Source organism: Ectorhizobium quercum (assembly GCF_026552795.1).
Taxonomy (GTDB): domain Bacteria; phylum Pseudomonadota; class Alphaproteobacteria; order Rhizobiales; family Rhizobiaceae; genus Ectorhizobium; species Ectorhizobium quercum.
Map to the genome: position 1 here is coordinate 259245 of NZ_JANFPI010000007.1, position 14031 is coordinate 273275.

Consider the following 14031-nt stretch of genomic DNA (forward strand, 5'->3'; position numbering starts at 1 on the left):
CGTAATAACATATCTATTGCCGTCACGGCCCGCTTCGGCGACGCGCAGCGGCAGAGAGAAATCCTTGAAACGCGAGGTTCAGGCCATGTCCCGTAAGACCGCCCCCATCCCCGTCACCGTGCTGACCGGCTATCTCGGCGCGGGCAAGACGACGCTGCTCAACCGTATCCTCAGCGAGCCGCACGGCAGGAAATTCGCCGTCATCGTCAACGAGTTCGGCGAGATCGGCATCGACAACGACCTGATCGTCGATGCCGAGGAAGACGTCTTCGAGATGAACAACGGCTGCATCTGCTGCACGGTGCGCGGCGATCTCATCCGCATCATCGAGGGCCTGATGCGCCGTCCGGGCCGCTTCGACGGCATCCTGATCGAAACCACCGGCCTTGCCGATCCCGCCCCCGTGGCGCAGACCTTCTTCGTCGACGAGGACGTGCGGGCCAGGACGCGGCTCGACTCCATCATCACGGTCGTCGACGCCCGGCATCTGCCCGGCGAGATCGACCGGGCGCACGAGGCACAGGAGCAGATCGCCTTCGCCGACACGATCATCCTCAACAAGACGGACCTCGCTTCCGCAGAGGATCTGGCGGCCGTCGAGACTCGCATTCGCCGCATCAACCCGACCGCCAGCATCCTGCGCTCCGAGCGTTGCGACCTCGACATTGCGAGCCTTCTCGACAGAAAGGCATTCGATCTCGACCGTATCCTCGACGTCGAGCCCGATTTTCTGGTGGAAGAGCACGACCACGAGCATGACGACCATGTGGCGAGCTTCTCGCTGGTCGAGCGCCAGCCGATCGATCCGGAGAAATTCTTCCCGTGGCTGCAAACGACCGTTCAGGCCTTCGGCATGGATATCCTGCGGCTGAAGGGCATCATTTCCTTCTCCGGCGACGACGACCGCTATGTGGCCCAGGGTGTTCACATGCTGCTGGAAGGCAACCACCAGCGGCCCTGGGAGGAAGACGAGGAGCGCATCACACGACTCGTCTTCATCGGCCGCGACCTGCCGAAGGACGTCATTACCGACGGTTTCCTCAAATGCCGCGCCGTCAGACAGGCGGCCGAATAACGCGGCCGCCCCGCCCGGAAGGATTCCCCATGAGCCCGGACCCTGCCCGCAACCGCCCGATGGCCGCCGGGCGTTCCGGCTCCTGGACGATCAGCCCCCGATCCGCAGCGGCGGCCGCGGATCGTTCTCTACGCATGTTTCGGAGATGGTAATGTCGCAGGCGCTCCACCGGCCCGACCTGAAGCTGACGAGGAACCAGAGCCTGGTTCTGTCGGTGCTGGAAACATCCGGGCAGCCGCTCAGCGCATACACCATTCTGGATCGCCTCAGGGTTCACGGCCTGAAGGCGCCCTTGCAGATCTACCGCGCCCTCGACAAGCTCCTCGAGATCGGCCGCGTCCACCGTCTGGAGAGCATGAACGCCTTCGTCGTCTGCTGTCATTCACGGCACGGCCAGATCCATCCCCGGATTACGGCGTTCGAAATCTGCGAGGCCTGCGGCAGGGTCAGCGAGTTTCAGGACGCCAGGGTCGAGAACGCCCTGACGAAGCACGCCAGAGACAACGGCTTCAAGATCCGGTCCGCCACGATCGAGGTTCACGGCCTGTGCGCCGACTGCAACTGACCGCCAGACCGGCCGGGCACCCGCACGTAGTTGCCAATATTTATCCGGCTAGATAATTCCTGCTGGCAGAAGCGGCAGCGGAACCGATCCCCTGCTTTACCGCCAGCCGGGACTGAACGCCGAGCGGGGTCATTCGTCGTCGGAACCGGGGCCTGCGAGCTTCGAGGCGATGGAAATACGATAAAGATGGCGCCGCATGACGTCGAGAAGACCCGGCAGGTTCTTCTGTTCGATGCAGTCGAGCATCTCGAAATGTTCGGCGGCGCTCTGTTGCCGGTTCTCGCTCGTCGAATACGGGTGCCGGCTGTATGGCCGGACCAGTTCCCGCAATTCGTCTATCGTTCCGGACAGCACCGGATTGCCGCAGAGCGCGAAGAAGGCGCGATGGAAATTGTCGTTGGCGGTCTGGATATCGATGAGCGATGAGCCTTCTACCGCGTCGGAAAAATTTCGCGCCAGTTCGTGAAGGTGGGCCAGATCGTCGATCGAGGCCCGGTAATAAACCTTGGGCGCCGCCCCCAGCTCCAGCAGCATGCGTATTTCCCGATGGTGGGAATCGCGCTCCGGGTCTGCCGGGGGCAGCCGGTAGCCGTGGTTCTCGACGTGTTCCAGCGCGCCGACGGCCGCCAGCGTCGCCAGCGCCTTGCGGACCTCGAAACGGCTGACGGAATAGCGTTTCTCCAGTTCGTTCAGCCGCAGCCATTGGCCATGCTCGAACTCTCCCATCAGGAGGTCCGCCCGCATTTTTCCCACCAGGTCCGATTCCATCTCTAGGCAATAAATCCTTTATGCTCACGCTGCAAAGATGGTTGCAGATGAAGGGGAAAAATACAATTCCACCGCCCCTTCCGGCAGCGGGTGATCCCCGAAAGCCTGCAACGACTGCCCATCCAGTTCGCATTCGTAGCTGAAACGCTCACCGACATAGACATTGCGTTTCAATGTGACTTTCAGCGCATTGCTCAACCCCGGCGTCTGTTCCGCCTTCAGGCGCTCCGGCCGCAGGGAAAGCCTGATCTTCTGGCCCGCCGCCAGGCTGCCCGCGATCTGGACGACCGCCGTCTGGCCGCCCGGCAGTTCGAGCCGCGCGCTATCGGCGGCGGCATCTGCAACCGTTGCCGGGAAGAAATTCGAGCTTCCCACGAATTCCGCGACAAACGGCGTCGCGGGGCGCTCGTAGATCTCGGTCGGCGAGCCGACCTGCTCGACGACGCCGTTTTTCATGACGACGATACGGTCGCTGAGCGAAAGCGCTTCCGTCTGGTCGTGCGTGACGTAAATCGTCGTGATCCCCAGCCGAAGCTGGATCTCCTTGAGCCATACGCGCGCCTGCTCGCGCAGCAGTGCATCGAGATTCGACAGCGGCTCGTCCAGCAGAAGAAGCTGGGGACGGTAGACGAGGGCGCGCGCAAGCCCGACACGCTGCTGCTGGCCGCCGGAAAGCTGGCCGGGATAGCGCTTTTCCAGGCCCGACAAACCGACCAGTTCGAGCGTTTCGGCAATCCGCCTGCTGCGCTCCTCCGGCGCGATCCTGCGGATCTTCAGCGGAAAGGCGAGGTTCTGTTCCACGGTCATATGCGGCCAGAGCGCATAGGACTGAAACACGACACCGAATTGCCGGTCCTCCGGCTCGACGAAGATATTGTCCACCGGAGAGGCGAGCGGCTTGTCCCTGAACAGGATCTTTCCGCTGCTGGGCGCCTCCAGCCCGGCGATCATCGCAAGGGTGGTCGACTTGCCGCAACCGCTGGAACCGAGCAGGGAGACGAACTCTCCCTTCGAGATGGAAAGATCCAGGCCCTTGATGACGCTGACATTGCCGTAACTTTTGGTAATACCGGAAAGAACAAGCTCAGCCATAGATGCGAACTCCCATAAGCCACCGTGCCACGAGGACGATGATAAGCGTGAAGGCGATCTGCACGGTGGCCAGTGCGCAGGCGATGCCGGTGTCGCCATCGCCGGCCAACAGCAGGATCGACGCGCCTATGACCTCGGTGCGCGGAGAAAAGAGGAACATGGCGATCGTGTAGGACTTCAGGCTGGCCACGAACATCAGGATGAAGGTGCCGGCCATCGCCGGTTTCAGCAGCGGCGTGATGATGCTGAGCGATGTCCTGAGCCAGTCCGCGCCGCTCACCCGCCCGGCCTTGTCCAGATCGCGGCTGATTTGCAGGACGGCAGGCGCGATGACGCCGACGCCCAGGGGAATCATGTTCATCAGATACGCCACGACCAATATCCAGATGGACGACCGTATCCAGCCGAAGGGCGGGAAGATGACCGCCGCGTAGAACACGCCGAGCCCGACGATCAGCCCCGGCAGCACACGCGGCAGCATCGCCAGCCCGTCGACCAGCGCCGCATGCCGGAAGCTCGACCGCTGGCTGACGAGAACGAGGACGGCGCAGAGCACGGTTCCGATGGCCGCGGACAGCAGCCCGACCTCGATCGTATTGACGATCGCCTGGAAGAAGCGGGGCTCCTCGAACATGCGCACCACATTCGCCGTGGTCAGCACGTTGGCGAGCGGCACCAGCGGTGTCAGAATGACGGTGAAGGCCCGCAGGATGATACCTCCGACGGGAATGACCAGCGTGACGAGCATGTAGAGCATGATCAGCGCGAACAGCACCCAGCGCCACTTTCCGAGGCTGACCCGCTTGGCGCGGCCGGCCTTGCCCTGAACGGTGGTGAACTTGAAGGCGTTCCGCAGGAGCCGCCATTGCAGGAAGAGCGAGATCCCGACCAGCGCCATCAGCAGGAACGCGGCGTTGGCCACCAGCCCGTGATTGGGATTCGGATTGTCTATCCCGACATCGAAGAGAAAGGTCGAGAGCACGTGGATGTTGGATGTCTTGCCCAGGAGTTTCGGAATCGCGAGCATTTCGAGCCCGGCCACGAGGTTGAGGATCGTGGCATAGACAAGCGCGGGCACCATCAGAGGCAGCGTGATCGAAAACAGGACGCGGAACCGGCCGGCGCCGACGGTGCGGGCCGCGTCTTCAAGGCTGCCGCCGGCCCCGCCTGCGGCGCCGTAGAGACAGTACATGTAGACGAGGGGCGCCTGAGCGACGCCGGCGACGAGCGACATTCCGCCCATCGAGTAGAGATTCCACTGCGGCACGCCGATCTGCAACAGCCATGTGGTGACGAAACCGCCCGGGGCATACATGGTCATCCAGCCGATGCAGAGGATGAGGTGCGACAGATAGAGCGGCACCATGAAAAGATCGCCGACGAATCCGCGCAGAGGCAGATCGGTCCGCCCCACGAGGATCGCCATCGCCGCACCCGCCACGAGCGCGATGCCGGTGGATATCAGGGTGAAGACAAGCGTATTGCCCGTTGCCGCCCAAACTTGCGGCGAGCGTATGAACGCCTGGAAATTGCCGAACGTGAACTGCCAGCTACTGTCGTAAAGCGGAGCCGAGGCAAATGCCTGCACCAGGATCGGCAGCAGCGGGGTGAGGACGAGCACCGCCAGCACCAGCATGACGGCCCATTGCAGACCGGTGCTCCTCACGAAAGCCGCGCCTTTCCCGTAACCGGTTCGCGGCAGCATTACGTCCAGGCCTGAGCTATCGGTTGCCATCGCCCTCCCCTCCGCTCTTTCTCTCGATCGACTTTTACTGGCCCATCGCCTTGGCCCAGCGCTTGGTGAACGCATCGAAGCCGGTCAGCATATCGGGGTCGTAATTGATCGTGATGATGTTCTGTTCTCCGATCCTTTCCTTCAATTGCTCAAGCGAATCGAAACGCAACTGATCGGCGGGAAGCCCCTCGCGATAGGGCATGAAGCCGGCCTCGGAGACCGCGATCTGGCCTTCGGGCGAAAGGATGAAATCGAGAAGCAGCTTGGCGGAGTTGACGTTCTTGGCCTTGCCGGTCACGGCCATGCCGCGCATGAAGACCGGGGTGCCGTCCGTGATGTATTTCCACTCGATCACCTGGCCGAGGCCGGCCTCCATCTTCGGCATGATGACCGGACCCGACAGGAAATAGACCGCCGTGTACTCGCCGCGGGAGAGCTTCTCGATCATCGCGCCGCTGCCGTCGCCGGCCTTGACGCTGGGACCGATGGCGTCCAGCCATTCCCAGGCCTTGTCTCCATGCTGGCGCACGAAGGCCCAGTTGATGGAGCCGCCGAAACCGTCGACGGCATAGCTGCCGACCTTGCCCTTGAACAGGGCCGGGTTCTCGCCGACGACCTTGGCGAAATCGGCAAAATTGTCCGGTTGCTGTTCCTCCGTCAGCAAAAGCTTGCTGTAGCCGAGGACCATCGGGTCCGTCGAGAAGGTGTAGATGCCGGGGAACGGCTTGCTCCAGTCGGGCAGGCCGGCGTCTTCGCTGGAGACGTAGTCCGAGGCAAGCTTCTTGTCGGCAAAGCGGATCCAGTCGGCGATCGAGCCGGTCACGATGAAGTCCGCGGAACTGTTGCCCGTGCCGGTCTCCGCCTCGTACCGGCTGATCGGCTCGCTGGCGCCGAGATTGAGCGTCTCGACCTTGATCCAAGGATAATGCTGGTTGAACGCCTTGAGGATCGGATTCCAGTTGTCCGTTCCCATGTTGGAATAGACGAGCAGCTGGTTCTCCTGCTTCGATCCCTCCACGACCTCTTCTGCCGGAGCGGCCAGCGCAACGCCGCCGCCCAGCAGGGCGGCGATCGACATGACCATGCCCGCGAGCCTGAGATTTCTCATCACGTTTCCTCCCTTTGATGAGTTACAGGTACATCTTGTCGTTTTGATTTGCGCACATTTATAATCAAGTCAAGCCAGAAGAACGAAAAATTGAAAGGGAACGCTCTTATTTATCCGATTTACAGGCTTTAATCGCATATTTTCACGCGATTAATTTTGCGCAAATTTTTTGCGAACCCTTGCCTAAACATCCCGACAGGGATATTCAGGCACGCAGGACACGGACAAGAAGGCCTCCCAGATGAGCGCAAAAGAGATCGATGCGACAAAGACCGGCGACGGAATGCTCCCCTACGACAAGGGATTTACCGTTCATGAGGCGTGCAAGGCGGACGCCCGCTTCAGCTATTCGCTCTACGTCCCGCCATCGGCGCTGGAAGCGGGTTCGAAGCCCCGGCTTCTCGTTTTCATCCACGGCACTGGGCGGCGTTTCGACCCTGCCTTGCAGGCGCTTGCGAGCTTTGGCCGCTGGAACAATTGCGTCATCATGTGCCCGCTTTTTCCCAGCGGCGTGCGCGGCGATCGCAATTTGCACGGCTACAAGTACATCCGGGAAGGGGATATCCGCTACGACCTGGTCCTCCTTGCGATGATCGACGAGATGTCCGAGCGTTATGCCAAGGATTTCAGCCGGTTCATGCTGTGCGGATTTTCCGGCGGCGGCCATTTCGCGCACCGCTTCCTGCTCCTTCACCCCGACCGAATGTCAGCATGCTCCATAGGGGCGCCGGGCTCCGTTACCCGGCTGGATCCGGAGCGCTCCTGGTGGGTCGGCATCAAGGACGTGCCGTCGATATTCGGGATAACTGTCGACCTGGAGCGCCTGAGAACAGTTCCCGTCCATATGGCGGCGGGCTCCGTCGATCTCGAGACCTGGGAAATCATGCACCGGCCGCAATCGGCGTATTTCATGGACGGCGCGAACGATGCAGGCGAAACGCGACCCGAACGCCTGCAAGCCCTCAAAACCTCGTTCGAGGCCGCCGGCATGCGCTGCCAACTAGAAATGATCCCGGGCGCGGCACACGATGAAAACGCCTACCTGAACGCCGCCCAGGACTTTTTTGCGCAAATCATAAGAGAGAGATAGCCCGAGAATGGAAGGAGCGATGGGCGCGCAAAAAAGCACCATTCCCCCCACCCTGACCTTCACGAGAATGGCCATATCGACAGACCATTTCATCGCCGCCTTACGGATGGATGATCCGCCAAACGATCGATGAGAGCCGCGCAAGACCGTGGAAGGGCCGCTCGATCAATACGGCTCAATGATCATGACCTGAACCCCTGATCTTCCTCCAGATTCTGGTAGAGTCCGCCATATTGAGGAGACGGACGGAATGAAGCGTGCACGGTTCACGGAGGAGCAGATCATCGGGATGCTGAAGGAGCAGGAAAGCGGCCAGAGGACGACCGATGTCTGCCGCCAGCACGGGATATCCGAGGCAACCTTTACAAATACAAGGCGAAGTATGGCGGCATGGATGTCTCCGACGCCAGGAAGCTCAAGGCCCTGGAAGACTAGAACGCCAAGCTGAAGAAGCTGCTCGCCGAGGCGATGCTGGACAACGCCAATCTGAAGGATGTCGCATCAAAAAAATGGTGACGCCCGGCGCAAGACGAGATGCGGTGGCCCATGTCTGCAAGGAGCATGACGTGAGCCAGCGCCGGGCGTGTGCAATCCTGGCCGTGGACCGGTCGAGTGTGCGATATTGCAGCGTTCGGCCGAACGATGCGTCCATTCGGAAAGCCATGAGGCAGGTTGCGTCCGAGCGCCGCTGCTTCGGTTATCGCCGCATCCATGTGATGCTGGACCGACAGGGTATCGTCATCAACCTGAAGAAGCTGCGTCACCTCTACCGGGAAGAGAAACTCGCCGTTCGCAAGCGTGGTGGCCGCAAGCGGGCCTTGGGAACGCGACGGCCCATCGCGCTGCCGTCACGGGCCAACAAACGGTGGAGCCTCGACTTCGTCAGCGATGCGTTCACCGATGGGACGGAGGTTTCGCGTTTTGGCCGTTGTCGACGACTTCACACGGGAATGCCTGGCGCTGGTCGCCGACACATCCCTTTCGGGTCTGCGTGTCACGCGGGAACTCGATATCGTCATGGCCCAACGCGGACGCCCTCACACGATTGTCTCGGACAACGGCACGGAACTGACCCCAATGGCAATCCTCAGATGGTGCCAGCGGACCCGTGTCGAATGGCATTGCATCGCACCGGGAAACCCCAACAGATCGAGGTCACGCGTGCCGCGATGTGGATCCTCAAACCAACTCATCATCAGCATCGCGCCTTTCAGAACGAAGCGGTCCGCATGCGGTGATTGGCTAAGCCGGAAGAGGAGTCGTTCGAGCGCAAAGCGCGTTAAGACAAGATCAAAGCTCTGGCCGCATGTCTTGGCGAGCTGCAGGAGGCGGGCGCGCACCGAAGCGCCGACATTCTTGAGCTCCTTAGCCATTGGCGGTCAGCGCCTCGAGATAAGGTCGAATGACCGTCGCGATCGCTCCTCGCTCGGCTTGCCTGACGATTTCGCCAGGGGTTGTCTTGCGTTGACGCAGCGCCTCCTGGAGGCCCTCAATCGCCACCGAGAGGCCGATCTTGTTGCGATACCGGAAGCAGTCGGCGATCGTCTTGGCGACCCCAAATACCTTTACGGGCACCCCTTCGACGGTGTGGGATTCGACGCCTTCCGTAAGGAGGCGAGCCGTGAAGCGCACGAGCCGAACTGGCGCCCCATCAAGCTTGGGAGCCCAATCCTTTTGGCCGATGGCGATCCACACCTGCCTCGGCAGCTGATCGGTAAGTTGATGGAAAGCAAGGGCCGAGACGAGGCAAACCACACCCTTCGGCACCCGTTTCGCTGCCTCGGCCAGACTGTGATGAGCGTCGAGCGGAGCATCAGAGAGTTGATAAAGCCCCCGCGCAAGGCGAAGCACCTCGCCATCCCGTTCCATGCGACTCATAGTCGCCGCAGTTACTCCCGCAGCCCGCAGTTCGGTGAGACGCGCGATACCACGCGCTTTCAGCACGGAGTGAGCAATGTGGCGCTGGGACGAGGATTCGGGCACGATACGTAGGCTCGGAGTATGGCATCTATTATCCGAGGATTTGTATCACTCTACTTCCTCCAAGGGAAGAGGGAACCGTAAGGCGCCGCGACAATCCGGGGCGGCCGGTTCGGGTGCCTGACGTAACCCCATAGCGGACAGATCCAGCACAAGCGGGCTCAGCAATACGCGGGTCGCCTCGCCGCCCCGCGCAAGAATCTCGATAAAGTCCTCCTGGTTGGGCTGGCCCAACGCCAGTCGGTAGATCATGCGCTGCTCGCGGAGCTGGGCGAAGCGGCTCATGTCTCGGCCAAATGGACGTTCGAAGACGTGGCGGCTGATCTCGGCTTTCTCGAGCACCCACCAAGGTCGAAGGCCACTCGCATCGACCAGCGTCTCAGCCTGGCGCTGCAGATGGTGCCACGGAGAACCGCTCGACACGGCGGCATCTCCAAGCGCCTCCTTGTGCAACATGGTCGAAAGTCGCCGCCTCACTGCCAGCCCGGCGTATCGCCGAACGCGGCCCTCGCGCTGCTCAAGGTCGAGCGGGTTCGAGGACAGATCCCAATGCACCACATGCGAACACCAGGGATGGAAATCCAGACCTTCCTGTCCCACCGACGTCGTTGCCAGCACGTGCGGCCAGAACGGCGTGTTGAAGCTCCGGCGGACTTCGTCCGGCCGCGCTGGCGCGGATGGCGCGAGTGCTCCATTCACCTTGTCGGCCGGTTCCGCCTCGGCGTCACCGAACGGAACAGCGACATGGGACCGTACCGGTATCTTGTGCGCTGGCCCGCCAACACTGTGAAAGCTGAAACTACCCGCCCGAAGGCCGAGCGAAGATTGCAAATCCTTGGCGAGACCCGCCGCACCCTCTGGAAGATTCTGCGCGCGAAGCCAGAAATGCTCGTCGAGGACACTTTCGAAACCGCCATCGACGACGGCGCCCATCACCTGATCGACCGCGTTCTTGCCCGGCAGGGACGACAGGATCACCGGATTGTCGAGATACGCGCGCAAGCCCTGCCAGCTCAGTTGAACGAGTTCACCATAGCGCGCCGGATCAAGGACTGTTGGGTCATGCCGCAATAGCGCCCGGCCTAGCACCACGCCCGGCGCGCCAATGGCGTAATCGACGAGATCATCGAGTTCGGCCGGCGAGAGGCGCTCGATCGTCGGCGTCTGTCGCCATCTAAGGACAGCGGACCGGGCGGCGCGATCCTCACCGACGGCGCTGCTCCAAGCAGCGGCAGACTGTCCCGACAGCCCGGCCGCCCGCTCTATCGCGGCCAAGGTCCGGCCGATGGACCGGTGCCGCCGACGAGCCTTTACAGTGTCCTTCTCGATGATCCCCTTGGGAAGTGCCGCGAGAATCTGCCGTCTCACCTGCTTGCGGATAGCACCGACCGTCTCTCCCGCCTTCGCGAGCGGATCCGTATGCCGGATGAGCCACGGCGACGGATGGAAGGCGGCCATGACCGGTCCGGGAACGGCCGCCAGTTTGAAGCGACGCCGCCGATAGGCTTTCTCGTAGCCACCGCGCTGTCGGGGAAGGCATGACGCTTCGACGCCGAAACTCAGGAGCGCCGCCACGCTCGGCGGAGTCGCTCGAAAGCGGCTGAACATCAGCAGCTTCGGGTCGGCGGCCACGTTCTTCCAGCCGCCGGCAAGCGGCCACCACGGTAGGGACGGCGCGACCCACGGCAGGGATAGAAGTTTCGCCGGTGCCGCGGCGCTGAGCGCCCTGAGTTTCGCGTCAGGCCACCTCGCAGGCGCATCCAGCTTGTTGCGGCGGTCCCGTGTCATCTTCGTGAGTTTCGGCGCGGCCTTGATGGTTGCGCGCTTCCAAGCCGCGTACCGAGGCCCCAGGGATTAGGCCGGCAGTGGGACAGACGACCAATAGGGCAGCGCTTCGTATCGCACATCCTCGGGAAAGCTGTCCGCCAGATGCCGATAGATTTGAAAGTCCTCGGCTATCGGCTCTGCCGCGAGGAACTGCGTTCCAGCCAGCGGATCGCCCGAGGCGACGCTGTCCCGCTCTGTCCTGGACATGACCGGTGTCAGCAGTGCGCGAAGAGCATCCCTGAGTCCGGCAGCCTCGTTGATCTCGATCTCCAGGCTGGGATCGATCGCCTCCGAATGCACCGCGATGTCCCGCAACTTGTCGCCGAAATCAGAAAACAGAGCCTTTGCGCGGTCACGGACATCGCGGCCGGCGAGGAACTCGATCAACTCCAGCAACTCGGCGTGCGCGAGCGCGCCCTGGGCTTCCTCCCATCGGCATTGCCGCGACGGGTCGATAGCTAGGAGAGAACTTTCGGCACCCGTCACGGCGAACCGCGATGGCGAAAAAGACCGCAACCGCTCGCGCCGACTGCGACTGGACGAGCCTCTACGACAGAATCACCGCAAGATGATCGGCGAGCTGTAGGCCGGCCGCATTACCTTGGCCCTTCCCTAAGGGGATGCGGCGGTAAAAGCACCGATCGCCATGGCGAAGAAGGCCGACATCGGCCGACATTACTCCGGAATCAATGTCCCAGGCTACTGGGGTGCCATCTTCAAAAACGGTTTTCCCGGCCATAGGGGCTCACGCTCCACCAAGCGTTGGCACTCGTGTTCGAAAAGCCACCTATTTTTGAGCTAAGAAATTGCCGAGAAGCTGATTGAATGCGTGGCCCGTTAATGTCGCTGCCACCGCTCATAATGAGCTGCGTCCCGCAACCGAGATCATTCGGCCTCTGATCTTGTAACCATGGGCGCAAAAGCCGCCTATACTGCGACTTAAGCAGAAAATGATTGTCGCCGCAGTGAACGTTAGCCCGTCCCGTATCACTACCGCGTCTCCCCGCGTTTTGCTGCGGCAGCTATCGAATGGCCGCTTTGGAGAATACGGCGGTGCAGCATACAGGTACGGCAAGCGGCCGCTTAGGGCCGAAATTGACCTCGCCTCAAATCTAATCTCCCTGCCCCTCCCCAAGCGACGCGGCGATTGCGGCGATGGATCGGAACAGAACGAACGGATCGTCTTTTGATGGCATAAACCCGCGCCTCTGCCAAAACCGGGCCGCTTCCTCGTCCACGGCGTTGACCATCAGCGCCCGACCGCCGATCAGTTGCGCGGCCTGAACGCAGCGCTGGAGCGCATGCTTTACGAGGCCCGTACCGATGCCACGTCCTGCCCATTCGGTGTCGGTAGCGAGCTGACCGAGCAGCAGACAGGGAACCGGGTCGGGCGGCTGGCCGGTGCGGACCGAGCGCGGCAGGATGGCCGGAATGACTGCCGTCGGCGCGAGGCCATAATAGCCGACGACACGCCCGCCCTCATGCACCACGAGGACGGCGGTAAACCCCTTGTCCTGATTGGAGAGCGCGCGCGTTTTCAGCCAGTGATCGAGCGTCGGCTTGCCGCAGGAAAAGGCCGAGACATCATGTTCCGCGGTGAGCGGTTCGGGAGCCGAAAGCGCCACGGTTCAACGCTTCGCGTCATAGCCGGCTTCCCAGGGCGCGGGCCGTCTCGCCAGCTCCACCATTTCGGGAACAGGCCCGGCGGGTGCGGCGAGCACCTCCATGAACTCGGCGAATCCCTCCGGGCTCATGCGGATCAGCCGGTTCTCCATCAGCACGTCCTCGGCCGCGCGCACGGCGGCGTCGCGCACGAAGTCCGTGCGCGAACGCCCGCGCAGGTTGGCGGCGCGATCGATCATCGCGACGTCCGCCTCGGGCAGGCGCATCGAGATCGGGTATTCCTTGCGTTCCGCGGTGCTGACCATTGGTTTTCTCCTTGGCTGCAACATAACGTCTTGTAGCTTTAAATGCAATACGCTATTGTCGCCGGTGATGGCGACGTGATCCTTTGCCCCGAAGTAATGGTCTCAAGGTGCAATCGCCGGGGAGTTGCCATGCGCTTTGAGCCGATTTCACAGAACAGACACCAGTCATTTCACTATGCCATCATGCGCCATTCTTCGCTGGCGTGTTCTGTGATACGCGATGCCACGCCCGTCAGCGCCGACTTTCTGCCTTTGATTCCAGTTGTTTATACTCTCTCTTGCGTCAATCCTTTGCTTCATGACGCAAAAGGCACGCACATCAACGGCAATACCACGCAGCGAGCACGAAGAACTGCTCGAAGCAATGCTGGTCGACGTGCCAGAACTCAGCTTCACCCCGCGCGGCGATCCCGACCCGCGTCTTGTCCGCCTCGCCCGGCTGCTGGGCGAGCAGATGGCGCGTCAGGACTTCGCGGCGCAAGCAATCAGGCGGGGGTCGCGCCGCTCCCGGTAAGGAGCCATGCCCGATGAAAGTCGCGATCTACGCCCGCTATTCCTCCGACAACCAGCGCGATGCCTCGATCGCCGACCAGCTGCGCATGTGCCGCCTGCATGCAGAGAAGCAAGGCTGGCGCATCGTCGAGGAATATACCGACCACGCCATCTCCGGCGCGTCGCTGCTGCGACCCGGCATTCAGGCGCTGATCTCGGACGCCGCGCGAGGTCGCTTCGACCTGATCCTGTCCGAGGCGATGGACCGGCTGTCGCGCGATCAGGAGGACATTGCCGGTATCTTCAAGCGCATGTCCTATGCCGACGTGAAGATCGTCACCCTGTCCGAGGGTGAGGTCACGCATCTGCAT

At 61.9% G+C, this 14031-nt stretch carries 15 protein-coding genes and 3 pseudogenes; 8 read left to right on the top strand and 10 right to left on the bottom strand.

Features of this window, described 5'->3' with window-relative positions; translation table 11 throughout:
* The first annotated feature begins 85 nt into the window (after positions 1–85).
* On the top strand, positions 86–1075 hold the full coding sequence (locus tag NOF55_RS20115; RefSeq protein WP_306412901.1) for a CobW family GTP-binding protein: 990 nt from the start codon (positions 86–88) through the stop codon (positions 1073–1075).
* A gap of 151 nt (positions 1076–1226) precedes the next feature.
* On the top strand, positions 1227–1640 hold the full coding sequence (locus NOF55_RS20120) for a Fur family transcriptional regulator (RefSeq protein WP_306412902.1): 414 nt from the start codon (positions 1227–1229) through the stop codon (positions 1638–1640).
* 129 nt (positions 1641–1769) lie between these two features.
* On the opposite strand, the gene NOF55_RS20125 is transcribed toward NOF55_RS20120, so the two are convergent.
* The 4 genes from NOF55_RS20125 to NOF55_RS20140 all read right to left on the bottom strand — a co-directional run bounded on the left by NOF55_RS20125 (position 1770) and on the right by NOF55_RS20140 (position 6343).
* Complete coding sequence (locus NOF55_RS20125; RefSeq protein ID WP_306412903.1) at positions 1770–2384, bottom strand: GntR family transcriptional regulator; 615 nt, start codon at positions 2382–2384, stop codon at positions 1770–1772.
* Between the two features lie 48 nt (positions 2385–2432).
* On the bottom strand, positions 2433–3500 hold the full coding sequence (locus tag NOF55_RS20130) for an ABC transporter ATP-binding protein (RefSeq protein ID WP_306412904.1): 1068 nt from the start codon (positions 3498–3500) through the stop codon (positions 2433–2435).
* A complete protein-coding gene (locus NOF55_RS20135; RefSeq protein WP_306412905.1) occupies positions 3493–5166 on the bottom strand; it encodes an ABC transporter permease in 1674 nt (557 codons plus the stop codon). The genes NOF55_RS20130 and NOF55_RS20135 overlap by 8 nt, the downstream gene beginning before the upstream one ends.
* Before the next feature lie 103 nt (positions 5167–5269).
* Positions 5270–6343 carry an ABC transporter substrate-binding protein gene (locus tag NOF55_RS20140; RefSeq protein ID WP_306412906.1) on the bottom strand — a complete coding sequence of 358 codons (1074 nt, stop codon included), beginning with the start codon at positions 6341–6343 and terminating at the stop codon, positions 5270–5272.
* Between the two features lie 241 nt (positions 6344–6584).
* Here NOF55_RS20140 and NOF55_RS20145 point away from each other — a divergent pair, with 241 nt between their 5' ends.
* The 4 genes and pseudogenes from NOF55_RS20145 to NOF55_RS23460 all read left to right on the top strand — a co-directional run.
* The gene (locus tag NOF55_RS20145) at positions 6585–7433 is read left to right on the top strand and encodes an alpha/beta hydrolase family protein (protein WP_306412907.1); all 849 of its coding nucleotides are present in this window, start codon (positions 6585–6587) and stop codon (positions 7431–7433) included.
* Positions 7434–7722: 289 nt separating this feature from the next.
* Complete coding sequence (locus NOF55_RS23450) at positions 7723–7881, top strand: transposase (protein ID WP_370869013.1); 159 nt, start codon at positions 7723–7725, stop codon at positions 7879–7881.
* 214 nt (positions 7882–8095) lie between these two features.
* Positions 8096–8173: pseudogene (locus tag NOF55_RS23455) on the top strand (hypothetical protein); the annotation flags it as partial.
* Between the two features lie 160 nt (positions 8174–8333).
* Positions 8334–8516: pseudogene (locus tag NOF55_RS23460) on the top strand (DDE-type integrase/transposase/recombinase); the annotation flags it as partial.
* Positions 8517–8569: 53 nt separating this feature from the next.
* On the opposite strand, the pseudogene NOF55_RS20155 reads toward NOF55_RS23460, so the two are convergent.
* From NOF55_RS20155 to NOF55_RS20180, 6 genes and pseudogenes are all read right to left on the bottom strand, one after another.
* A pseudogene (locus NOF55_RS20155) lies at positions 8570–8806 on the bottom strand (nucleotidyl transferase AbiEii/AbiGii toxin family protein); the annotation flags it as partial.
* Positions 8799–9416 (bottom strand): type IV toxin-antitoxin system AbiEi family antitoxin domain-containing protein, encoded by a 618-nt coding sequence (locus tag NOF55_RS20160; protein ID WP_306412908.1) that lies wholly within the window; start codon positions 9414–9416, stop codon positions 8799–8801. The pseudogene NOF55_RS20155 and the gene NOF55_RS20160, both read right to left, overlap by 8 nt.
* Before the next feature lie 45 nt (positions 9417–9461).
* Positions 9462–11201 carry a helicase C-terminal domain-containing protein gene (locus NOF55_RS20165; protein ID WP_306412909.1) on the bottom strand — a complete coding sequence of 580 codons (1740 nt, stop codon included), beginning with the start codon at positions 11199–11201 and terminating at the stop codon, positions 9462–9464.
* Positions 11202–11267: 66 nt separating this feature from the next.
* On the bottom strand, positions 11268–11726 hold the full coding sequence (locus tag NOF55_RS20170) for a hypothetical protein (protein WP_306412910.1): 459 nt from the start codon (positions 11724–11726) through the stop codon (positions 11268–11270).
* Between the two features lie 626 nt (positions 11727–12352).
* Entirely contained in the window at positions 12353–12865 is a 513-nt protein-coding gene (locus NOF55_RS20175) for a GNAT family N-acetyltransferase (RefSeq protein WP_306412911.1), read from the bottom strand.
* A gap of 3 nt (positions 12866–12868) precedes the next feature.
* Positions 12869–13168: a type II toxin-antitoxin system TacA family antitoxin gene (locus NOF55_RS20180; protein ID WP_306412912.1), complete on the bottom strand. Its 300-nt coding sequence runs from the start codon at positions 13166–13168 to the stop codon at positions 12869–12871.
* Positions 13169–13466: 298 nt separating this feature from the next.
* On the opposite strand from NOF55_RS20180, the gene NOF55_RS20185 reads away from it, so the two are divergent.
* Together NOF55_RS20185 and NOF55_RS20190 are read left to right on the top strand one after the other, a co-directional pair.
* The gene (locus tag NOF55_RS20185; RefSeq protein WP_306412913.1) at positions 13467–13682 is read left to right on the top strand and encodes a hypothetical protein; all 216 of its coding nucleotides are present in this window, start codon (positions 13467–13469) and stop codon (positions 13680–13682) included.
* Positions 13683–13695: 13 nt separating this feature from the next.
* Positions 13696–14031, top strand: a 336-nt coding sequence (locus NOF55_RS20190; protein WP_306412914.1) for a recombinase family protein, incomplete at its 3' end; no start/stop codon positions are given.

Excerpts from the sequence above, each read along its gene's own strand:
- NOF55_RS20145 (WP_306412907.1), top strand. The coding sequence starts at position 6,585 with ATGAGCGCAAAAGAGATCGATGCGACAAAGACCGGCGACGGAATGCTC.
- NOF55_RS20130 (WP_306412904.1), bottom strand. The coding sequence starts at position 3,500 with ATGGCTGAGCTTGTTCTTTCCGGTATTACCAAAAGTTACGGCAATGTC.
- NOF55_RS20125 (WP_306412903.1), bottom strand. The coding sequence starts at position 2,384 with ATGCGGGCGGACCTCCTGATGGGAGAGTTCGAGCATGGCCAATGGCTG.
- NOF55_RS20185 (WP_306412913.1), top strand. The coding sequence starts at position 13,467 with ATGACGCAAAAGGCACGCACATCAACGGCAATACCACGCAGCGAGCAC.
- NOF55_RS20115 (WP_306412901.1), top strand. The coding sequence starts at position 86 with ATGTCCCGTAAGACCGCCCCCATCCCCGTCACCGTGCTGACCGGCTAT.
- NOF55_RS23450 (WP_370869013.1), top strand. The coding sequence starts at position 7,723 with ATGCTGAAGGAGCAGGAAAGCGGCCAGAGGACGACCGATGTCTGCCGC.
- NOF55_RS20120 (WP_306412902.1), top strand. The coding sequence starts at position 1,227 with ATGTCGCAGGCGCTCCACCGGCCCGACCTGAAGCTGACGAGGAACCAG.
- NOF55_RS20165 (WP_306412909.1), bottom strand. The coding sequence starts at position 11,201 with ATGACACGGGACCGCCGCAACAAGCTGGATGCGCCTGCGAGGTGGCCT.
- NOF55_RS20140 (WP_306412906.1), bottom strand. The coding sequence starts at position 6,343 with ATGAGAAATCTCAGGCTCGCGGGCATGGTCATGTCGATCGCCGCCCTG.
- NOF55_RS20180 (WP_306412912.1), bottom strand. The coding sequence starts at position 13,168 with ATGGTCAGCACCGCGGAACGCAAGGAATACCCGATCTCGATGCGCCTG.